A 22,436-nucleotide genomic window follows, 5' to 3' on the forward strand; every position below is an offset into this window, starting at 1 on the left:
GCGATATTTGATGAAATAAGGTTCCTGGTGACCGTTAGAATCTGGACAAGGCCTATTTGGAGCAAATAAGGTCTGTGGTGATCGTTAGAATCTTTCGTGGGTTGATGTGGCTTGACGTGGGAAAAACATACCCTCAAGTTCCTGTTCTTCCTATGTCCCGCCTATATGCACCTCGTAGACTATATGAACAAAAACGTTCGCATTTTAAGATACATTTATGCTACAAGTTGGCATGGTGGTATGGTTTCGCTTTTGTTTTGCTGGATGAACGTGTAAACTACAGGGTATGGAGAAGAAGAGCAACGGAATGATTGCTTTTTAAAAATTCATTTCATAATCAGAGTTGAATTCAGGAAAACTAGTGTGGACTTACAGGATGTGTGCTGCAGCTACAGATGTGATTGGAGTAAATAAGCAGGTTCAGATGCAGAACTCGGGCACACGGACGCCAATAGCAGGCTTGTATGCCGACTCAGACAATGACATAGACTCAATCAAGTTCAGACGGGGATGCCTATGCATTTCCAGGTAGCTGAGGTCTTCTATGAAATGAATTTATCTAAATGAATATACAGAGGTGTAACGATTGGCAAACTTTGAACAACTGGGCATTCGCCCGGAATGGTGCGAGGTGCTGAAACATCAGGGCATCGCCGTGCCGACTCCAGTACAGGAGCGTTCCATTCCCGTACTGCTGGGTGGACGTGATATCATCGCCGAGGCGCAGACGGGCACAGGGAAAACGCTGGCTTTTTTGCTACCGATTATTCAGAAAATTAACGTATCCGACCGCTCTCCGCAGGCACTGATTATCGCGCCTACGCGTGAGCTGGCATTGCAGATTACGGAAGAAGCCAAGAAACTTACGGCAAATGATGACAAGCTGCATGTGCTTGCTGTATATGGTGGACAGGATGTAGAAAAGCAGCTGCGCAAGCTGCAAAACGGAACGCAGATCGTTGTAGGAACACCAGGTCGCCTTCTGGATCACCTGCGCCGTGGCACCTTGAAGCTCGATAATGTAAAAAAACTGGTGCTGGATGAAGCGGATCAGATGTTACACATGGGCTTCTTGGACGATGTAGAAACGATTTTGAAAGAATTGCCGCATAGACGTCAAACGATGCTGTTCTCGGCTACGATGCCTAAGGGCATCCGTGTTCTGGCGAAGAACTACATGAAAGACCCAGAGGACGTTAAGGTTTCCTCCAAGTCCGTGATCCCGATTCATCAGATTCGCCAGCAGGTGCTGGAATGTACAGATCGCGGCAAGTTTGATGCACTTCGGGGTATGATTGATACGTATCGCCCGTATTTGGCGATTATTTTCTGCCGCACGAAGCGCCGTGCTTCGAAGCTGAACGAAGATCTGCGCGAAGCGGGATACGAAAGCGACGAGCTTCACGGGGATTTGTCCCAATCCAAGCGAGAGAATGTCATGAAGGCATTCCGTGATGCGAAGCTGCAAATCCTTGTGGCTACCGATGTCGCCGCACGCGGTTTGGACGTTGAAGGGGTTACCCACGTATTCAACTACGATATGCCTCATGATGCGGAAAGCTATATTCACCGTATCGGTCGTACAGGCCGGGCAGGTGGAACGGGTCTTGCCGTGACGTTTGCGACCCAGCACGACAGACCGGAACTTGCTCGGATCGAGGAAGGTACGAATCAGAAGCTGAATCGCATTCAATGGACAAGCGAAGGCCCGGTTGCTTCTACGGGAGCTTCTCGCCGCGTTATTAATAGCGAGGGCAATGATGAGCGCGGCGGTCGTACTGCCGGGACAGGCAGTGCCCGTCGCGGTGCAGGTCGTAACGACCGCCGAGATGGCGGACGTGGCGGTCGTGGATCACGCGGAGGCGAAGGTGGCCGTAGCGGTGGACGCAGTGGCGGCCGTAGCGGCGATGAACGCAGCGCGAGTCGCGGTTCGGCGCGTAGCAGCGACAGCAGTCGCGGTGCAGCAAGCCAAGGCCGCAGCAGTAGTAGCCGCGGCACAAGCCAAGGCGGCCGCGGTGGAATAGGCCGCGGCGAAGAGCGCAGCAGCAGCGGCTGGGCTGGCCGCAGCGCCGACAAGCGCACCGCTGGGCGCGGCGGCACTGGTTCGGGCCGCTCGGACTCCGCAGGACGCGGTCCGAGCAGGGGCGACCGCCGCGATTCTCGTCGCGGGCGGTAACGCACTGGCGCAAGCGGCGATGCAGCCGCATATTGCGTTAGAAGCATCATGGCCATGCCACCGCAGCAGCGGGTGCCGCATGGCTCATATCAAGAGCGTTCGGGTACGTCATCGTACCGAACGCTCGAACCAAGGGTCGCGACGGAAGCACGTCGCGGCCCTTTTTTACAATCAGAATGCACATGCACTTATTCACACGATGTGAACCGCATTCCAGCCTTCACTCGTTATACAGTCAACACGCTATGATGGCTCCACTACTGCTAGTTTTGTTGTGATATGGCTGCAAGTTAGTCCATTTATTACCTCAATGTTACCATATGATTATCTTCAACTGCCGCGACACTCGCCTTCTATCACATTACAGATTAGTCAGCTTTTAACCTCACCAAACTACCGTTTTATTCCATTCCCCGAGCGCTAACGATCACGAGAAACCATATTTGGGCTTTTTTGAAGAGTAAAAAATTCTAACGCTCAGGAGAGATGCTATTTGACGAAAAAGTCACAAATGGAGGTGGAATGAAGGCAATTTCAGCGAAATAAGCCCCCTGGAGATCGTTAGAATTCATAGCGTGCTGATATGGGGTAAATAAGTTCACCTGTGATCGTTAGATCTGCATAATATGAACCATAACGACAAAACACCTCATCCTAGACCTAAGGACGGGGTGTTTTTAGTTTAAAACTTATATGATTAAAAGATGGCACGATATCTTGCTGCTAAGTCATCAAGAATGCAGGGAAGCTCGGTGTACCGTTCGTCTATAGTTAGGGAGCTGATTTGCATTATTTCACTTACGGGTAACAGGTTATTACATGCGGTGCGCCCACTTTCACATAGACAAGCAACGCAACTGGTTCCAGCCGTGCGCTGGTGTCCATGCAAACGCGCGGGTTGTTCGCTCACCGCTTACGATATAGACTGGCTTGTTGCACAGACAGTCACCCACGAACATCAGCGTACTGATCCCGGTACTTCTCGTTGTACACTCGTCCGACGGACTCCGCGAGTCCACCGCGTGCCTTGGTTGGATAACGTTCGATCGTATGATAGAGACGCATGAACCGATCTTTGGACATGAAGCGCGCATAGCGGGTGATCAGGCTGGGAAACAGCTCAATATATTTGCTCTTACGCACGGCAGCGGCCGCCACGGCGGTCAGAATCTGGATGCCATTATGCAATTGTAAAATATGAACCTCGTATGTGGCGATATACCGAATCGCGTCTTCACGGATCAATTCCGGCTTCAGCCTCGCAATTTCGCCAATATACTCGGCGAGCAGTCGCTCGAAGTTCTGGAGCAATAGCGGTTTAAGTTGCAGGTCCATATCGCTCCGTAACACGAAGGATTGCAGTAACGCGATCTGTTGCAGCCGAATTCGGTCGTTATAGATCAGAGAGCCGATCTCGCGCAACATCTCATAGGCGAGTGCCTCGTCTTCTTTTCGCGCTTCGGCAACAAGCGCCCAGTTTCGATTGATCCCTTGGCGAATGATCTCTTCATCCAGTCGCAGCAACTGTCTCATCTCGCGTCGCTGTTCAATCTGGAATGAGCGCTGCTGCATGAAAATCAGGCCTCCGAGCAGTAACAGCGTCACTGTAGCAGCGATCATAGACTGGTCCAGCGTTTCACCGAAATAAGTAGCTGCGGCGCCGATCAAGAGAACAAAGAAAGCATCACGGACCATCCTGCGCTTTACTCGGGAACTTGCTTTCTCCTCGACAGTGACAAGTGTGCTGCGTCCGCAGGAAGTGCACTGATCTTCCCAGAGGCAGGTATATTGCCCGCAGCGCTTGCAGATATGCAACTTTTGATAGGCATATGTCGTTCGATAGAAAGGCCGGATGGATACTACTTTTTTCGTACTACTCATGCTCCATCACGCCCACCATTCAGAATGTTGTATAACGTGCGATCGGTGTCTTCGCGGGAGACGGGTTTGCGCCTTCGAACCTGAAACGTGATCACCTTGACAATAACAAAAAGAAACAATATGGCGAGGCATACGTATGTAACCATAATTCCGTCCCTTTCTAAGGCTTGAAGATCAAGCGCTGTTATATTGCGGTTTGTTGGCAATAGCTATATCATATTTCCATAGTTGGAATTTCACTTCCAACAAAAGCCCTAAAATCGTCGATTTTTGTCAGACATTACAAAATTGTAACTCAGAATAGGGGTGCTTTTCAGATTTTATTAGAAGACTGTTAAGATTTCCTTAAGGCTTGACGCCTATAATAAACTATTCGCATTTTAATCTCAAACGTGAAGGAGTACATCCCATGCTGCGGACACGCAAAATACGCTGGCTCAGCGGAACTCTGGTTCTGCTCGCATTACTAACCTTGTTATTGCCTTCGGCAATGCTTCCTCAAGCGGAAGCGGCTCAGGCACAGACGAGTGGAATTGACGCGGTGCTTGTAGCCGATGTCAGCAACTCAATGAATACAAGTGATCGCGACAAGATCAGTAACGAAGCGATGAAAATGTTTATAGATATGCTGCCTACCGTCGGCGATAAAGTAGGTATCGTGGCTTACACCGATCAGGTGGAGCGAGAAAAGGCAATGCTTGAAATTCAGTCTGCCGCAGATAAAAGCAATCTGAAAGACTTTATCGACCAGCTTGGCAGAGGCCCGTACACCGATATATCCGTAGGTGTCGGGGAAGCCATGAACATATTGAACCATGGCGCAGACCCGTCGCACTCGCCCATGATTGTACTGCTGGCGGATGGCAATAACGATTTTAACAAAAGCAAAGGACGCACCCAGGCCGAGTCGGACGCGGATCTGGCGAAAGCCGTCAAGGACGCGCAAGCGAAAGGCATTCCAGTCTACACGATCGGACTGAATGCCGATGGCAAGCTGAACAAAAATGCACTTGCAGACCTTGCCAAACAAACAAAAGGCAAGTCGTTTATTACCGATACACCGGATGATCTGCCGCAGATTTTAAGTGAAATTTTTGCCGATCATGCCAAGCTTAATGTTGTGAAGCTGCCTTCTGTAACCGGAAACGGCAGTTATCAGGAAGTTACCGTGAATGTGCCGAATGACAGCGTGCTGGAAGCCAATATTTCCATCATGTCCTCGAAGCCGGTACAGGTACAGTTAACCGATCCTTCTGGCAAGAACGTAAACCTGAACTCGAATGAGGCCAAGCTATCTACCTCCAAAAGTTATTCGCTTGTGAAGCTGCTGAAACCTCAGGAGGGCGACTGGAAGCTTCGGGTAAAAGGCGCTCCAAAAGACAGCATTGATATCAACTTGCTGTTTAACTACGATCTTCAACTCGTTGCGGACCCAATTAAGACCAAGTCCTATACGAAAGGCGACAAGATCGACCTGTCAGCGAGACTGGAAAATGGCGGCCAGCCGTTACAGGATAATGACCTGTATGCGGACATGAAGGCCACATTGATCGTGAATGACAAGGACACAGGCAAGAGCGAAGAGCAACCGCTCAAGAACACGGGCTCCGGTTTTGCCGGAACCTTTGAATTGCCGGACAATCACAACTATGAGCTGGTCATCCGTGCAGAGGAAGACAGCTTCTACCGTGAAAGTGCACCAATCGTCATCAACGCAGGGGGCACAGGCGGAAATCAGGCACAACCGACAACGCCAGCTGCTGCGAATGACAAGCCGTTCCCTTGGTTGCCTGTCATACTGGGTGCGATTGCCCTCATTGTGGTGGCGGCGTGCGGCTGGTTCCTGATGGGCTGGCTAAAACGCAAAAACCGCGGCTTTGTCGGTCAGATTATCGTAGAGATCCGCGATGAGAACACCGGTGACAAGTCCTATCCGCAATACAAAAAGCTGGCATCCTTCCGAGGCAAGTTCCACCTGCATCAATTGCTGCAGCTTGACCCTGAACTGAAGGAAACGGAAAAATATACATTTACCCCTGGCAATGGGGACCGATTGATCATCCGCAATACCGCAGGAGGTACGATGGAGAAATCCGGCCGTGCGGTGGATGCAAGCTCAGGCGTTGAACTGAAGAACGGTGATCGACTGAGCATCCCGCTGCAACAGGCGGATAAAACGATTTTGATTGAGTATTTGGTGTAACGTGATTGTTCGGTGTATAGGTTTAAATTGTTTAAATTGATTATTTGTTTTAAATGCATGATTTGATTTAAAGGAATACCAATATAAGTTGGGCTAATTGTTTACACGTTAACGGAGAGGACAGAGAAAACCTGAAGAAGCGGAGCGTTCGCCTTTATCCTCAGATTTTTCCCTTTAGAAAGGGAATCAAGAAAATCTGAGGATAACAGCGATCGAAGGTTACTCTGTCATCGGAGTGGCAAGTGTAATGAGTTGTGGCCCAACTGGTTTACTAAGGGAGGATATTGAATGAAACCGATTGTTAGAGAACATATTCAGCAACTGGATGTATCACTGGGCGGGGGTATCGTCAGTGAGAAAATCAGGGTCGATACGATTGATAACCCGATTCTGATTATCGGTTTGGGCGGAACGGGGATTGACGCGCTGCTGCGTCTGAAATACCAGATTAATCGCCGCTTCAAGCTGCCGCAAGACCCGGTGTCCAAGAAAAAGATGGAGAAGCCGGACAACGTTGAATTTCTGGCGTTTGAGACGAACGAACAGGATCGCGCGAAGAAGTACAGAGGCATCGGCCTTGATCCGATCAACGAATTTGTACTGCTTTCGAATGCCGAGATTGGCGGCCTTTTGCAGAACCGCAGCGTGCTGGAGCCGTATATTACAGACTGGCTGTCTCCGGAACTGAGCATCACGGACGGTATGAACGGAGCCGCAGGGGTGCGTCAGGCCGGACGTTTGCTTCTGTTTACGAAGATCAATCAAGTGGTACAGGCCATCGATAAAAAAATCAAAACGTTATCCGTAGGCACGAACAAAAAACTGATGGTATTTCTGCTCACCGGATTGTCCGGTGGTACAGGCAGCGGCTGCTTCCTCGATATTTCCTATATCGTGCGTGGCATCATTGAGCGGGATCACGGCTCTGCCGGGATTGACCGTGTCAACACGCTCGGTTACCTGTTCACGCCTGACGTGAACCTGTCTAATAAAAGCCTGAGCGAGCATACGCGCGAATATATTCGCAAGAACGGGTATGCCGCGCTCAAAGAGCTGGATTACTGGATGAACGTGGACAGCCGCGGTGAGCGGTTTACACAGAAGTACGGCAACATTTTGGCCGTGAACTCACCGCTGCCGCCATTCAACCTGTGTCATCTGATTTCGGCGACGAATACGGAAGGCAAATTGCTTGAGAATGCCTACGACTACTGCATGAACGTTACGGCAGAGAATATCACCAACTTTATCTCCAGTGAAGAGAAGCAGTCTGGTGAGGAATTTGCGATCCATGACTACATCAGTAACATTCGCACCAACATCGCACAGATGAACAAAGTGTACCCGGCCAACTATGACTACAACATCATCGGTGCTTCTTCGGCTGTACTGCCGATTGAAGAGATGACAACATATCTGGCATACCGGATGTTCGACAAAATGAGCACCATGTTCTCCAAAGCACCGAATCAGGAGGATACCGAGAAGTTTGCACGCAAGCTGGGTATTGATCTCGAAAGTGTAGTTAAATCCTTCGAATCCCGCGTACCTGAACCACTGCCGGGTTACCAGAACAGCGAACGCCTGTCCTATAGCAACGTGGTGAAATCTCAGGTGGTCAACATGGATACGGAGCTGGAACAGAACTTCCTGGCACGTGCCCGTGAGGAATATATCAAGGCGAAGAAACAGCTTCCGGGTGAGATTGCGGGTCAGTTTACCGAGCAGATCCGGCGTATGTTTTTGCATCCTGAACAGGGGCCGTTCTATGTCTCTCGTTTGATTTATACCGAAAAAGGATTCTGTGTACTGAAAATGATTCAGTCGTACATCGAAACGCTGCGCGAAAATGCATTCCGCATTCCACGTGATATTGAAGCGGCTCAGGAGCAATCCGAAGAGAAGCTTGGCGATGCAAAGAGCGCTTTTGTCTCCAAAGAGAAGAAAAAGAATGCATATATAGAAGCGAAGATTCATGAATACTGGTTGCACGCTGATGTGGAACGCAACGACCAGATGATTGAGTTCTATGAAGATTTGTATGAACTGCTGAATCAAGAGAACAGCCGCATTTATAACGTATTTTCCGAGACGCTGAATGCACTCGGCTCTATCTTTGCCAAGAACGGCGATCTGCTGACACGCGGCGAAGAGCAAACCGATCACAAAGGCAACAAAACGTATTATTGGAACGTGGTAAGTGTACCGGATATCGTGAGCGTGGTGGACGGGTTGCTGGACAAACGCGACACGGACGATCTCATCCGCGACTTCTCGCGTGAGCTGCTGGAGAATTCCAGCCAGTGGGTGAAGGAAAATGAGATTGATATTGTCAGCTCCATCTCTGATTTCCTAAGTGAAAAATTCGGTGATCTCATTACCCGCTCCATGGAGGATTTCCTGGTGATCAAATATGGGAAAGACGAGTCCGTTGAGAAATTCGTGGAACGTTTTATCGCAGGCAAGCTGGATGACGAGGCCGTTCCGGTATTTAATCTGAGCAACAGCACAGGCAGTCTACACTTTCCTTCCTGGGGATTTGTATCCGTGCCAGCACAGGCTCCGGGTATACTGAAAGGGATTCGCAACTACCAGAACAATGCTGTGGGCAAATCGCACTTTACCGTTAAAGAGAGTGAAGTACGAAACCGGATCTTCTGGCTGAATACGCGCAATGGGGTACCGCTCTTTGTATACACACCGCTCAAGGTTTATGAAGAGAGCTACGAACGCACGATTTTGGACAAAGAGGGTATTGGACGCCACCTAGTGCAGACGGAGAAAAACAACTGGACGTATCTGCCATCTCCAATCCCGGAAAAATCCTGGGGAGATGTGTACGAGAACGCCCGCGTGAAGCAGTACAACGCAAGGGTTCGCAATGAATTTGAACAGGCGCTCGGTTATAACATTGTTACTGCCAAATCCGTGGATGAAAATACAAGCAACCGCTATGCGATTGTTACAACGGAACCGTTCGATCTGTCCGCCAAACTGAGTGCATATGACATGCGTCTGACGTCGAACGCACCGAATCTCGGGGAAGTGAAACGTGCGGTCATTGAACTGAAACGTCTGCAATCTGAAGGTTTGCCGCGTGTGGATACGAAGGATATTTTCGGAAGTATTAATGAGGATATGGCGAAAGAGAACCTTGTACGCTCTCCGCAGCTCATCGCGCGAGTACGTGAAGAACTGGCGAAGATGAATGCGATCACTGCGAAAGTGGCTGAACTGGAAGGCATTCTCGCACAGTATCAAGACGAAGAGCAGTGGTATGACCGCTTCATCGAAGCACTCTATACCGATACGATTGTTAAAAAGGGTGCGCTCTATGTCTACGACCGTGATCCGGAAGAGGACGCTTGGGAGCCGTTTGCCAACCTGATGAAGAGCCGTAATTTTGCTGAGTATGAAGTGTTTGGCAACTTCCGCGGCCTGTCCGAGAAGGATCGCAGTACATTATTGCGCAAATCCTCGCGTCGTGACAACGACCTGACCGCTTCCGAGGATATTACACCGCTCCTGAGCAAGCTGGATGATCTGGCGGCACTGTTTATGGAGTCACGTGATCGTTTGGAGTATGAACGGGTAGAACTCGCGAACGGAGAAGACATCTACCAGTTCTACAGAACGATGTCGTCGAAGCTGAACGATATTCGCAGAAGGCTGAAATAAGGTGGCTGATGGTATGAATGTACCAATGAATATGCAGCAAAAAGAAAACGGGATGCAACACACACTAAAGCGTGAGCTTCACAAGTATGCTGCCCGTTACGCCGTAGAACAGGAACGCCAAGGAAGCCAAGGGGATGGACGCAGCAGCATCCATTACCCGGCGCTGTTCCTTTTTGTTGGTGATCTGGTGAAACCTGCGGTGTCTGCTGTGCATGATATTAACGAGTTGAAGTGGGATAACGAAGACGGTGTAGTGTACGTGCACATTGGGACAGATGATGCATCGAATGAAGCCGATGCGGGAAATGCATCGAGTGCTTCGAGTCCTCCAAATGCTTCAAACGCATTGAATCCAGTAGATGCAGTGAATGCAACGAATTCGTCTCACAATCAGGAAAAAGCAAAATCAGGTTACGGGGCCGAGTCATCCTATGAAAACGCTCAGGTCACATACCACCGTTTACCATTCTCCACCTTGCAGTCACAGCGGCGTTCTTCCAAAACGCTGCGCAAGGATGTGCATCGTAGCTTTCACGAGTCGGCAGCGGCGCTTTTTGGATTAAATCGAATGATGCGGCGGGTAAGCAATCGTATTGCTGATTATGGACGTCTGTATTCGTCCTTTGATCGAATTTACGTAACGGTCATTACCCGGGCAGATGATCCGCTGAATGTACTGTTGCCGGAGATTACGAAGCTGGCCGAGACCATCTTGGCACAGTCTTTCAAGTCGGTACAAACGGATCTGCATGTGCTCTTTAGCGAGATGGAGCGGGTCGATTCCTTTGGATATGCCAGCGCTGCAGGACTTGCTTTTCTGCGAGAGCTGGATTACATGCAATCGTTGGATTACAAGTTCAGCGGCAAGTTGCTGGTGACGGAGGACGGAATTTCTATTCCCGTCAACCATCCCGCAGCGCCTTTGTTTGATCTGGTCTACGTACTTTCGGATAAAAACGAACGTGGCACCGGTGTACCTGGTGGCTGGATCGAAAATGCCGAGATCATCTGTCGCATCTGTCTGCTGAAGAACCGCAAGCAGGAGGAAAACGATGAAGAGCGGGCTGCGATCGCCAGAACGGGCGCGAATACCTACAATAATACGTCGTTCAAAAATAATATCCGTACCACCTCGGATCAGCATGGGTATGCCAGTGCAGGTTTTGCCGAGATCAGGCGGCCGAACAAACCGATTGCGCTGACCGTGTTGTACCATCTGTACCGTTATCTGCTAAGCCGGATACAGCAAGAACCCGACTGGAGTATAAAGGACAAAATGGCTTTTTTTGGACTGGATGCCTCTTCCGTGGAACGTAAAGTGGAGGGTCTGTTGCCAAGCGAAGACCTCGTTAGTGGCATGAGCGGCATTATGACGCATAATCGCAGCTTTGCTGAACTCAAGCCGCTCTCTTTAAGAGAAGCAGAACGAGCGCTGTATGGAGAAGGAGCGGAGGCCTACTTTCGTGAAAATGTTGTTCGTCCAGTACAGGAGCGTGTGCGCGATCGCAGTTCTGCGGGGGCGCTTCGCCGTCAGGCCGAGCAGTCTCATACGGAGTATCCTGAAGTAGGTTACTTTCAGTGGGCTGCCTGGAGCGACGGGGAGCCGGGGAGTGTTCGTGAAGCCCTGCTCGCGCTGATCCGCGACAAAGCGATGCAGCTCGAATCCGCACGGGCACTGCTGGAACAGCGTCAGCAAGAGCGGGTAGAGGATCAACCGATCAAACGTGCGCTCTTCCGTGACAAGCAGAACGTGCGCAATCTAATCGATTGTTTACTGGAACGCGTATACGAACCCAAGGTAGACCTGCTACGGTTGGAAAATGAACTGCATTTGCTTCGAATATATGATACGGAAATGGAAGAACTTCATCGCTACAGCCGTCAGGTTACAACCTCACTTGAAGCGCTGGAGCGTACATTGCGTGAAGTAGCGGAAGAGAGCATCGCTAATGCCGATGAATATATTGGTCAGAACGTTATGGAGTATTACGGCAGAGTAACGGAAGAACTGGTCACCGATCTGGAGGCAAGGCGGGGGCGGGAAGTATGGTTTGAAGATCGCTACATGGGAGACATGAATGAGCTTGCCACGGAAGGCAGTGACCGTTTGCTTTCACGCTTAATGGAAGTTTGCCGTGACTTGTTGCTCTCCGCGGAACCGCTGCGCTTGTCGTTTGAAGAGGAACTACTGCAACGAGCTAATGTGACGATTACGTACAGGGATCGGGATGTGTTGACCCGGGATGATCTATTCCGCAGGCTGTATCGCACATTGGAAGAGCAGGCAGTTGTACGAATAAGGGTGTTCGACTATACGCAAGAGCACCGGTATGAAGAGAAGTACTTTTTTGGCGACCATCACAGTGCCTTTATGGACTACGCGGCACATGCCGAGGAAACTTCACGCATCTACAAGCTGGGTGTAGTTTATGAGGAACGCAGCAGCGGAGTGGAGAAGCTCAACTTGATGGGTGGATTTCATCTGGAGGATCTTATGGTGTACCGTAATGGCAAGGTGTATTACGATTCCTATACCGAAAACGGCTATGAACTTCATCCAGCAGATCTGGAAGAGAAACTGTCTCCGCTTCGGTAGCGGACTGAAAGATCATAAAGAACAACGCACGTTTAGAAGGGGCATTCTGTTAAGGGAGTATGGAGGTAAACCATCTCGAAGTTCAACTTGCTTCGATTAAGCCGAAGTGCCTTTCTATATTTCGTGCGAATGGTTTGCAGTGATCAAGATACAGAAGTACAAAGGCACAGGGTACTAAGTCAGCCCGTTTTGGCGGGTGCTGAGAAAGGATGCATGTAGACATGCAGCGAAAAATCAATCTTCTCCTGGTGCTGTTCAGCCTGATTGGCGGAGCAGTCGGTTTTGCGGCAGGAGAAATCATGCTGCATCAGTGGCTTGGCGAGATGCCGCGCCTGCTGTTGATGGGGGTATACTTTGGTGTGTTAGCGTTTAGTGTTGGACTGTTCTGCCTGCTGGCAGAGATGATCTCACCAAGACTGAACGGTGCTTCGTGGAAGCTCAGGTATCTCAGCTTGTCCTGGAAGTTGCTTGTGCCTGCAACGCTAGCACTGCTACTGGTTGTAGGGATGGGATTGCAATTGCTGTACCAGATCAATCCGGGCGGAGCGAAACAGGTTAAAGACATCATATTGATGATCGATAATTCGGGCAGCATGAACGAGACTGACCCCAATAACGGGCGGTTTGAAGCAGCCAAGACACTGATCGGTCAGATGGAGAGCGACAAACAGGTGGCTGTCATTACGTTTGACGATCAGCCGCAATTGTTGCAACCGTTTATTGCCGTAGACAGTGAGGCAGCGAAAAGTGAAGTGAATAGCAAAATCGACAGCATTGTCACGACGTCCGGGGGTACGAATTTTGATGCAGTGCTCCAGGAAGGCATGAAACTGATCGAAGGCAAACAAGATCCGAAACGGGGCACAGTCGTTATTCTGTTATCTGACGGATTCAGTGATGCTGATATTTCTGGCATCTTGCCACAGTATGTACAGGAACAGGTGGCCATCCATACCGTTGGTTTGAGCCTGGTAGACCCTTCCGGTACCGATTTGCTCAAGAGCATTGCTCAGCAAACCGGTGGGATGTACTATGATGTACCTGATGCAGGTGGGCTAAATGTCGCGTTCCAGCAGATTTACGATACGATTGATGAACGTACTCTCGTAACGGAGCGTACAGGAGCGATGGAACACAGCATGTATCTGGCCATTTTCCGTGTCGTGGCTTTGCTGTTGATTGGTGTGGCGCTTGGTGTATCGCTGGGACTTGTGTTTGATAACCGTCATCTTGCGCTCAGTTTTGGTGTAGGCGGTGCAGTATCAGGCTTACTAGCCGGACTGTTACTGGAGTGGGGGCTAGATGGTTCAAATGTGGGTGATGCTTTCGTTCGATTGGGAGCCATGCTGATCCTGTCAGGTATACTTACCCTTTTCTCCTGGATTGTTCCGATCAAAGAGAACACACCACGCAAGAGCAAAGGGCGCCGGGATGCTGGCCGTGGAACTTCTTCTGCGGAAGGATTCGGTAGGCGGCCAAGAGATACACGCAGCAAAGGATTTTAACATCGGGGAGGTCAACGGAATATGCGGTTTATGAATGCAGATGCAGATCCTTCGGCTCCCCGGATTCGAAAGTTGACGCTCGCAGTAGACGAAGGTCGTTGCACACTTCGCTGGCTCTGGCCGGAGCAACTTGAGGCGGTATTCGTGGAACGATTGGAACTTAATCTTATGAATACGGATCGTGTGGGTGAAGAACACAGGAGTGTTACTGATTATGGAGACCATGTGGGCGGATCGACACAGGGCAAGCTGAAGCTGTATACGCGAGAGGAGTACAAGGCGAATAACGGGTATGTGGATCGAATGACCGGCTTTGGTGCGATTCAGTACACGGTGTACGCATGCCAGATGCATGAGGATGGGCCTGTACTGGTTCGTCAGCAGGATGAAGATAATCAGGGCATTGCAAGTGCAGGCAAGGCGGATATCCGCTTTGCCATTCGCTATAAGAACGGTTTTTTTCAGAAACGCAAGACAGTGTTGATCACCGTAACTGCTGAGGTACCTGTGCCTAAAGAAGCGCTTTGTTATGTTCGCAAACAAGGTGGCGTTCCGCTGAACAAGGACGATGGAACGGTGTATCCGTTTGTGAGTGATTTTGCGCCGGGGAAAAATGAAATGCCGCCCGTGGAAGTCGCCAAAGACGACTATATCAGGTTATTCTTCACGGACGGCCCCAAGTACGGAGCCGCTTATCGGCTGATATCAGATTAAACAGATTTGACGACTGAAGTTGAATTTTTATTTACACTTAAGCGGGGAGGGGAGTGTCTATGAGTTTTTTTAGCCGGTTTTTGAAGAGACAGCAGCCGGAGGAACGGCCGTTGTTCTACGATATCGTATGTCCATACTGCTTTAGCAAATTCTCACCGGAAGAGGTTGTGTTCCGTGCGGCTCACCATCGTGACGATGACGAGGATTATGCACTCGGAGAAGATGCCAAGCTGAACCGATATCGGGAGCGCTTTGGGCTGGATACGGTGTTTGATATGGAAGCTGTGCTGTCACCTTATGATGTACCAGAAGAGCACCGAATTTATTCGGATAACATTGTCATGGGTCTGAATGATCGTTACGGTGTGATGACACGCCGACGTCTGTGCCCACATTGTCATAATGAGTTGCCTGTAACAGCGGGTAAGGCGCCAAGCAATATCATTTCGATTATTGGTGCATCCCAGGTCGGGAAATCTGTGTATATGACTTCCTTAATTCATACGTTACAGCATTATACTGCGGATCATTTTGATGCCGCTTGTATGCCGCTGAACGCCGAGATCAGCCGCCGTTTCCGTGCCGATTATGAAGAACCACTGTTCGAACGAGGCGACTTGCTGGATTCCACGCAGAAGGAAAAGTTGCAGGAGCCATTTATTTTTCAGTTTGTGTTCAAGGACGAGGATAAAGCGCCGCTGACCCTGGTGTTTTTTGACGTGGCAGGTGAAGGTATGGTGGAGCAGGATTATCTGGGCTTGCACGGACAGCATATCAAAAACTCGGCAGGCATTCTGTTTATGGTTGACCCGCTCCAGATTCGTTCGATCCGGGACAAAATCCGCATTAACCTGGGCAACGAACCGGGTGAATGGACGCCGAAATACGATGAGCCGCGCGACGTGGTGCTGACCCTTTTCGGTGACTTTATCGCCTATCAGGACAAGGCCAAAACCAATATTCCAACCGCTGTCGTGCTTACCAAAAGTGACATGCTGCATTCTCTCAAGGACGAGGAGGGCGATTACATCAAATCCAACAGCAATGTGTTCCGCAACATGGTGCACCGCGATTGGTTCGACCTGACCGAGTTCGAGAATATCGACGGGGAGATTCGCCGTTTTATCGAGAAAGTGGATCGTCCGTTCAAAGGTACGATGGATGTGTATTTCAAAGACACTGCTTATTTTGCCGTATCTGCGCTGGGTAGCAATCCGGTAGATATGAAAATTCAGGGCGTGGTTAGTCCCATTCGTGTGGACGAGCCTTTCCTGTGGCTGCTATACAAACTCAAGTACATTGAGGGGAGAGTGGGATGATGCGTTCTACCAACACTCCGCCCATTGAACAGCAGATGTACACGAGAGAGCGGCGCGGGGTATTCCGGACAACGGAGGGATTCGATACGGTGGCTGCATCACCGGGACTGGACCCTTCTTTTATCAAAAAAGTACTTCATCCTTACTGTGTCTATGATGCTCCTGCGGAGCTGACAGGCCGAAGTGAAAAGGACGAGAGCAAGTTTCCGGCTTCCATGCACCTCCTGCATCTGGAGAGCGGCGAGACCATTCTCGGGCAAAATGTGTATCAGGCTGCGGATTTTACGGGCCTGCGCAGCGCGTTTTTCGCTCACAATTATGTTCTATCTCCGGCAAGCTCGGAAGAGTATATGAAACGTGGCGACTGGCTAGATACCGTGTTCGCCACCTCGTATGATATCGAGCAGGGCACGGAGCTGCCTGCGCTGACAGCGTTGCCAGTAGCGACAGAAGGTGGCGCAAGACTTGGAACTGAACTGCACGGCGGCAGCTTTGGTCTAAACGCGTCACCGAGCCAGATTCTAAGCGCTCTGAAAATGGATGAGACGTTGTTCAAGCGAATGCTGTATGCCGTGATGCAGTCTGTGGCGGCACGCCGCAAGGTGTACATAGCGCTTGATGTGCCAGCAGAGGAGGTAACAGCAGGAGCAAAGGCTTTGCTGCGTTTACTGTATAAGGCATTACCCTATGCATTCCGACGGCAGCTTGGTTTTATGACGTTTGCCAAGGAACCGCAGGCCAAGAAAGGTATTCATGTGCAATTTGTGGAGCGTGGTACGCTGCGTCCCAAGGATCGGAATACAGAGAAAGATTTTACCTTTGATCTTGTCTCTGGACGTGTCACACACGCGGACGCTTCGGTAGCGAAGTTACCTTATGCGGAATTCGCATGGTTCTTGATGCAGGATCCGGCAAGATCCGCCGAGTTTTATGGATTTGCCGATGAGATGCTTGCAGGTATGGAACCTGGACGTGAACTTTCCATTGAAGCCTATGGCGAGCTATCTGTATTTTACAGCCTCGAACAAGGTGTAGAGGATTTATATCTGAATAACAAACATGAGGTCTTGAGCGGATTGCTGACCTATTTGAAGCCGGAAGGCGGATTGCATGAACGTTCACGTCTGAACGAATTGTTCCTGACCTTGCTCAGCCGGGAACTGGATAGTGTACGGCGGGAAAATGTACCCGAAGAAGCGGTGGCTTCTCGCATCGGCGAGTATTTTCGGGTAGCCGCACCTGTGGTGAAGGCTCGGATCGTGGATTATTTTATCTACGCTGTCAACAATGCACGAGCGCAGAAACGGATGCGTGCTGTGCAAGAGCTGTATACCATTCTGGATCGGGATGCTCAGTTGAATCAGGCATTCTTTGATAAGGTGCTGGGCAATGCTTCGTTAACCAAACTGCTGTTTGAGCCATATCTGGACAATCAGCTGAAGCGTACCGAAACGGCAGCGGGCGTGATTGAGCTTATCCAGCGATGGGTTACGGCTCATCCTTCTGCCATCCAATCTGCTTTTTTGGTGGAACGATCTTGTACTGAACTCAGGGAAAGGCTGTGCTCTGCACCCGATCCGGTGCAATCGGCGAACGAAGCTCTTCAGCGGGTTAGCGTTTTGGATCGAATCACAGGAAACGGTGTGCTGGAACCGGAAATTACCGGACATATCGGGCAAACAGAGCTTCTTGCCGATTCAGGACAGCAGGCTACGGCTGCGCATCCTACCGGCAAACCAACCGCCCCATCCCTTCGTGGACAACAGGCTGCATATCAGGAGGCTTTAACCAAGCTGGCTGACAAGCTTGCTTATGTCATCAACTTGTTTATGATCCAGGATCTTGATCTGGAACGGGTGAATCGGGAACAGCTGTTACAGATCGATATTTTGCAACATGAGGATGAGGTTCGGGATTGGGCAGCACGTCAGGGCTCCGATGTTGCTTCACGAACCAATATGATGCTGGCTGCCAGAGCATGGCTTAGCGGTGATGGTAATGCGGAAGAAAGCATGGAGTCCCTCTCTCTTGCTGAGCGGGATGAGCTTCAGCGCTGGACTCGCCGCTGGCTCGCGGCAGAGCTACGGAATCAGCCGGGAACACCAGCGTACGAGGCATTGTCGCTTGCGTTTTATCGTGGGGGTAGCGGGAGTAATCGGCTTGATTATTCGGGTCTGATCGAGTTTGCACGCAGTCATACGGGCCACCCTGAAGAGATCTATACTTTTTTTGAATGGTCTGGTGCGCAGCGGATGTTTGTTCGCGGTTCTAACGCGCATAAAGGATATGCAGATGCCATCATCCTGTATTTCAAAACGCATGATCGGGAAGCGTTCCGATCCAAGTCTGCTTTTAAGCCGTACCATGCCAAAGCAGGAAAAGCGTTGAAGCCGGTCTATGATCGTGCCAAATCTGAGCTGGCCTCTCCGTTCATGCGCATGTTGACCGGTCCGAAGAAAAAGCGCTGGTTGAGCTTACTGCTGCTAATCCTGATTATCGGTATTGCAGGAGGTGCTTATGCTTTGATGAACAATTCATCTGAACCTGAGGCACAGCTACCCGTAGATCGAGAACCTGTAGCTGCCACGAATCCTGAAGAGAAGCCAGCAGACTACATTGCTTATATTGTTGCAGAGAACAAGCAGGAAGGGTCTAAATCACCAGCCCAATTAGTCATCCGCTTTCGGAGCGAGACGGGCGGAATTCCTTTTGAAAAGGGGAACCTCCAGTTGCGTATGGATGACGGAAGCATGAAGGAACTCAAAGTTACAGACCAGTGGACGAGCCTCGATCATAGTGAAGACAAAGCTGCAACGGATGACGTATCATCCGGTTCAGAAGGTTCAACAGGAACGGGAAATGAGTCCGAAGCAGATGCAAGTCAAAAATCAGATGATTCCACGGCTGATATAACAGACGGAGCCAAGCGGCAAGGGGATACTTCTACGCAACAAACCGTTTCAGGCTCATCAAGTCCATCGGATGATAAAACGAATGAGACATCGTCACAAAATCAAGGAAACACAACCGATGCTTCATCTGAAGTAACCTCATCAGTGGGCCCGACGGAAACGGAGAGTCTCAGTCCAAAACCCTTATCATCTACGGAGGCAGACCGCTTGTATCCCTATGGAATGCAGCTCACGCTCCCGGAAAATATCAATCCTGAGCATGTTGTGAGCATTGAGCAGGGTGCAGCGGGGTCGGAGATCAAGATCAATCTGATGCAGGAGCCACGTTAAAGTTAGAGCGAGGCATCTATGAATGATTTGAATGAATAGCTAAATAAATCGTATCCATAAGTCCATAAGATGTGATAACAGAGATGATCTTGAAACGAAAGTTTCAGGGTCATCTTTTTATGTGAGGAGCAAGTCTTAAATTCAGATGAGTATGTACGGTAGAGTTCTGACAGAATTTTGTTAGTTCACAAAATAGACATAATTTGATTGATTCAAATTAGGGTAATTAGGCGAGCAGTGAAAAATAGTACGTAATCATTGAGAAATGCTCTCATATAATAAGTGTCATAGTAGCCATTGAGATGTATACTTCCAGCGAAAAATGCCTTATATCATCAAAAAAATTGGGATTTTCGGTTGACAAGTGATAATGATTATCAGTATCTTTAGTGTAGCAGATTAAACAGTTTCTTTAAAAAGGTTAAAGCGTCGGAAAATTCAGAAGCATTGAATCAGAATATAATTTCAATTTTGTTGTTATGATAGCCGGAATACATACCGGGATTAATGAGAGAGGGATGATCGCATGTTTCGTCTAGAGACGTCCAAGCTGGATATCGCTTATGAAGAAAGACTAATTGTTGAGGATCTGAACATTCAGATCCCCCAAGGGAAAATTACCGCACTTGTGGGAGCCAACGGTTCGGGGAAATCAACAATTCTGAAGACGATGGCACGTATCATGTCTCCGAAAGCAGGCAGTGTGTTACTCGACGGCAAGTCCATCCATAAGCAGTCTACGCGTGAAGTTGCCAAGCAGCTTGCGATTCTGCCTCAAAATCCTACAGCACCGGAAGGGCTGACCGTTACAGAACTGGTTTCCTATGGTCGTTTCCCTTATCAAAAAGGATTCGGTTCCATGCGTGCAGAAGACAAACGCATGATTGAGTGGGCGATCGAAGTGACTGGCATGACTGAATTCCATGACCGTCCGATCGATCAGTTGTCTGGCGGACAACGTCAGCGTGCCTGGATCGCTATGGCACTTGCACAGGAAACAGACATTCTGTTCCTGGACGAGCCGACAACCTTCCTCGATATGGCTCACCAGCTTGAAGTATTACAGTTGCTTGAGCATCTGAATGCAACCGCTAATCGTACCATTGTGATGGTCGTCCATGACCTGAATCATGCATCCCGGTATGCACAGCATATGATCGGTATCAAGCAGGGTAAAGCCATTGCAGAAGGTTCGCCAGTAGAAGTGATGACCTCGGACGTACTGCGTGAAGTATTCAACATTGAAGCCGACATCGTTATGGACCCGCGCTCTAATGTACCTCTCTGCTTGCCATATGCACTCGCTGGGGAACGTCCAAAACCAGTTGCTCCTGAGACCAAGGTTGTTAACAGTGCGATGGTTCATGCAGCAGGTCGTGCGGAACATCGTGTGCAAGCAACAGGTAGTTAAAATAAACGAGTTGGATCGGATGTACGATCCTGAATTATAGAAATGAAGCCGCTGTGCGCTGTTAGCACGCGGCTCATTCGCATTCACAGGAGGTTTTCATTCATGGGCGCTATTAATTATACCTGGCTTGAACAATATGGACGTATATCGACTAAACCTGCGTTGAATCCCATTTACAATATACATTTGGCTTCGTTATGCGATGCAGAGCAGGCAAGAGACATACTGACAGCTTACAACGAACATTTACGTGCAGATAGCTTGCAGACCACAGCGGTATATTTCATGCATTCTGTTCGTGGACTGTTGTTAGGCATTCACTATGTAAACGCGATGTGTGACTCGTTGCTGGATCTCTCACTGGATAATATCCAATTACAGCTTATCGTAAAAGAGGGGTACCCGGCATTTCATTTTCAACTGCTAAATGATACTGAACAGGTTCATCCCGCACCACCCATTAACGACGATCCTGACTCAGTCGCAGCTTCTACATCTACGCGCCAGGCGATGCTCACGGCTTATTATGGAGAACAGCTTCGGCCTTTAATTGAAGGAGTGGCACTGGCTGGCGGGGCAAATACCGGTCAGATGTGGGCACAGCTTGCGTCGATCCTGAGATGGTTCAAAACACTGGCTGTCCAGATGGAGATTACAGATCAGGAGCGAGAAGCGGTTATTCAGGGATATGAGCATGTGATTACGATGCCACCGGAAGTTATGGGATTACGTAAAAATCTGTTGAAATTCAAGCCGGTAGAGATCGACAGCCCGTATCAACCGGGGGAAAAGGTTTTAATGAAGTCAACATGCTGCCTGTATTATAAGGTGGATGGGGGTCAAGATTATTGTTACACCTGTCCCAAACTGAGCAAAGCCGAGCGGCAAACTCGATATGAGGCGATTGTGGCTTCGCGGTAAATTTGAAGTTCACACTTGAACACGTTTATAATTGGTATATTACGATCTCATAGGAGGAATTAGCAATGTCCGTATATTCGTACAAGGCGGTAACCACCGCAAATCAGGAAGTGCCGCTGGATATGTATCAAGGCAAGGTGCTCGTTATTGCAAACACAGCGAGTAAATGTGGATTGACCCCGCAATACGGTGAATTGCAGAAGCTCTATGACCGTTATCGTGATCAAGGCCTCGTCGTACTTGGTTTCCCTTGTAACCAATTTGGTGGGCAGGAGCCGGGGACAAGCGAAGAAGCTGAATCCTTTTGCCAGATTAACTACGGCGTTAATTTCCCGGTCTTTGCAAAAGTAGATGTGAACGGAGAAGAGGCTCATCCCCTCTTTCAATATTTGAAAGAACAACAGCCCGGCTCAGGTGAAACCAGCGACATTCAATGGAACTTTACCAAGTTCCTTGTGAACCGCGAAGGGGAAGTTGTTGGCCGCGTTGAACCAAAAGAATCACCAGAGTCCATGAGTGCTACGATTGAGCAATTGCTCGGTTAATGTGCTACATCGTTAAGATAAACGTATGATGACGAGAAGCCTGTCCTGCTATTTCGCAGGAACAGGCTTCTTTTATTTGTCTAAAGGGTTGCATCTGCACAGGGTAATCTACTCACTAAAGTACTTTAGTCACGAGTCAGATCTAAGTGGGAATACTATCAAATTGCTTCAATTTTAAATTATGTCCATTGTGTTCAATAGAAGGGATTAACATTGCATAAGGGATTAACATTGCGCTAAAACGG

The 22,436-nt window shown here is 49.4% G+C and carries 13 protein-coding genes; 11 read left to right on the forward strand and 2 right to left on the reverse strand.

Annotation, left to right across the window (positions count from 1 at the left end; all coding sequences use genetic code 11):
* Window positions 1-586 precede the first annotated feature (586 nt).
* Window positions 587-2,176, forward strand: coding sequence for a DEAD/DEAH box helicase (locus ABIE27_RS06545; RefSeq protein WP_123067344.1), 1,590 nt, complete (start codon window positions 587-589; stop codon window positions 2,174-2,176).
* 945 nt (window positions 2,177-3,121) lie between these two features.
* On the opposite strand, the gene ABIE27_RS06550 is transcribed toward ABIE27_RS06545, so the two are convergent.
* Both ABIE27_RS06550 and ABIE27_RS06555 read right to left on the reverse strand, forming a co-directional pair.
* The gene (locus ABIE27_RS06550; RefSeq protein ID WP_151458135.1) at window positions 3,122-4,057 is read right to left on the reverse strand and encodes a hypothetical protein; all 936 of its coding nucleotides are present in this window, start codon (window positions 4,055-4,057) and stop codon (window positions 3,122-3,124) included.
* Complete coding sequence (locus ABIE27_RS06555; RefSeq protein WP_151458134.1) at window positions 4,054-4,263, reverse strand: hypothetical protein; 210 nt, start codon at window positions 4,261-4,263, stop codon at window positions 4,054-4,056. The genes ABIE27_RS06550 and ABIE27_RS06555 overlap by 4 nt, the downstream gene beginning before the upstream one ends.
* A gap of 203 nt (window positions 4,264-4,466) precedes the next feature.
* On the opposite strand from ABIE27_RS06555, the gene ABIE27_RS06560 reads away from it, so the two are divergent.
* From ABIE27_RS06560 to ABIE27_RS06605, 10 genes are all read left to right on the forward strand, one after another.
* Entirely contained in the window at window positions 4,467-6,260 is a 1,794-nt protein-coding gene (locus ABIE27_RS06560) for a vWA domain-containing protein (protein WP_123067342.1), read from the forward strand.
* 288 nt (window positions 6,261-6,548) lie between these two features.
* Window positions 6,549-9,938, forward strand: coding sequence for a tubulin-like doman-containing protein (locus ABIE27_RS06565; protein ID WP_429350152.1), 3,390 nt, complete (start codon window positions 6,549-6,551; stop codon window positions 9,936-9,938).
* A 13-nt stretch (window positions 9,939-9,951) separates the two neighbouring features.
* Entirely contained in the window at window positions 9,952-12,534 is a 2,583-nt protein-coding gene (locus ABIE27_RS06570) for a transcription initiation factor TFIID (RefSeq protein ID WP_429350153.1), read from the forward strand.
* Between the two features lie 221 nt (window positions 12,535-12,755).
* Complete coding sequence (locus ABIE27_RS06575) at window positions 12,756-14,039, forward strand: vWA domain-containing protein (RefSeq protein WP_429350154.1); 1,284 nt, start codon at window positions 12,756-12,758, stop codon at window positions 14,037-14,039.
* 21 nt (window positions 14,040-14,060) lie between these two features.
* Window positions 14,061-14,753: a beta-mannanase gene (locus ABIE27_RS06580; protein WP_429350155.1), complete on the forward strand. Its 693-nt coding sequence runs from the start codon at window positions 14,061-14,063 to the stop codon at window positions 14,751-14,753.
* Between the two features lie 59 nt (window positions 14,754-14,812).
* The gene (locus tag ABIE27_RS06585; protein ID WP_429350156.1) at window positions 14,813-16,072 is read left to right on the forward strand and encodes a TRAFAC clade GTPase domain-containing protein; all 1,260 of its coding nucleotides are present in this window, start codon (window positions 14,813-14,815) and stop codon (window positions 16,070-16,072) included.
* The gene (locus ABIE27_RS06590; protein WP_123065242.1) at window positions 16,072-19,314 is read left to right on the forward strand and encodes a hypothetical protein; all 3,243 of its coding nucleotides are present in this window, start codon (window positions 16,072-16,074) and stop codon (window positions 19,312-19,314) included. The genes ABIE27_RS06585 and ABIE27_RS06590 overlap by 1 nt, the downstream gene beginning before the upstream one ends.
* A 526-nt stretch (window positions 19,315-19,840) precedes the next feature.
* Window positions 19,841-20,725 (forward strand): ABC transporter ATP-binding protein, encoded by an 885-nt coding sequence (locus tag ABIE27_RS06595; RefSeq protein WP_090924170.1) that lies wholly within the window; start codon window positions 19,841-19,843, stop codon window positions 20,723-20,725.
* Between the two features lie 102 nt (window positions 20,726-20,827).
* Window positions 20,828-21,646 carry a (2Fe-2S)-binding protein gene (locus ABIE27_RS06600; protein ID WP_429350157.1) on the forward strand — a complete coding sequence of 273 codons (819 nt, stop codon included), beginning with the start codon at window positions 20,828-20,830 and terminating at the stop codon, window positions 21,644-21,646.
* Window positions 21,647-21,711: 65 nt separating this feature from the next.
* Entirely contained in the window at window positions 21,712-22,191 is a 480-nt protein-coding gene (locus ABIE27_RS06605; protein ID WP_090924172.1) for a glutathione peroxidase, read from the forward strand.
* Window positions 22,192-22,436: the final 245 nt, after the last annotated feature.

The sequence above is a fragment of the Paenibacillus sp. 4624 genome, from assembly GCF_050435065.1.
In the GTDB taxonomy this organism is placed as follows: Bacteria; Bacillota; Bacilli; order Paenibacillales; family Paenibacillaceae; genus Paenibacillus; species Paenibacillus amylolyticus_D.

Coding starts and splice junctions, on each gene's coding strand:
- ABIE27_RS06565 (WP_429350152.1), top strand. CDS start 6,549: ATGAAACCGATTGTTAGAGAACATATTCAGCAACTGGATGTATCACTG.
- ABIE27_RS06600 (WP_429350157.1), top strand. CDS start 20,828: ATGGGCGCTATTAATTATACCTGGCTTGAACAATATGGACGTATATCG.
- ABIE27_RS06560 (WP_123067342.1), top strand. CDS start 4,467: ATGCTGCGGACACGCAAAATACGCTGGCTCAGCGGAACTCTGGTTCTG.
- ABIE27_RS06580 (WP_429350155.1), top strand. CDS start 14,061: ATGCGGTTTATGAATGCAGATGCAGATCCTTCGGCTCCCCGGATTCGA.
- ABIE27_RS06570 (WP_429350153.1), top strand. CDS start 9,952: ATGAATGTACCAATGAATATGCAGCAAAAAGAAAACGGGATGCAACAC.
- ABIE27_RS06595 (WP_090924170.1), top strand. CDS start 19,841: ATGTTTCGTCTAGAGACGTCCAAGCTGGATATCGCTTATGAAGAAAGA.
- ABIE27_RS06550 (WP_151458135.1), bottom strand. CDS start 4,057: ATGAGTAGTACGAAAAAAGTAGTATCCATCCGGCCTTTCTATCGAACG.
- ABIE27_RS06605 (WP_090924172.1), top strand. CDS start 21,712: ATGTCCGTATATTCGTACAAGGCGGTAACCACCGCAAATCAGGAAGTG.
- ABIE27_RS06575 (WP_429350154.1), top strand. CDS start 12,756: ATGCAGCGAAAAATCAATCTTCTCCTGGTGCTGTTCAGCCTGATTGGC.
- ABIE27_RS06590 (WP_123065242.1), top strand. CDS start 16,072: ATGCGTTCTACCAACACTCCGCCCATTGAACAGCAGATGTACACGAGA.
- ABIE27_RS06585 (WP_429350156.1), top strand. CDS start 14,813: ATGAGTTTTTTTAGCCGGTTTTTGAAGAGACAGCAGCCGGAGGAACGG.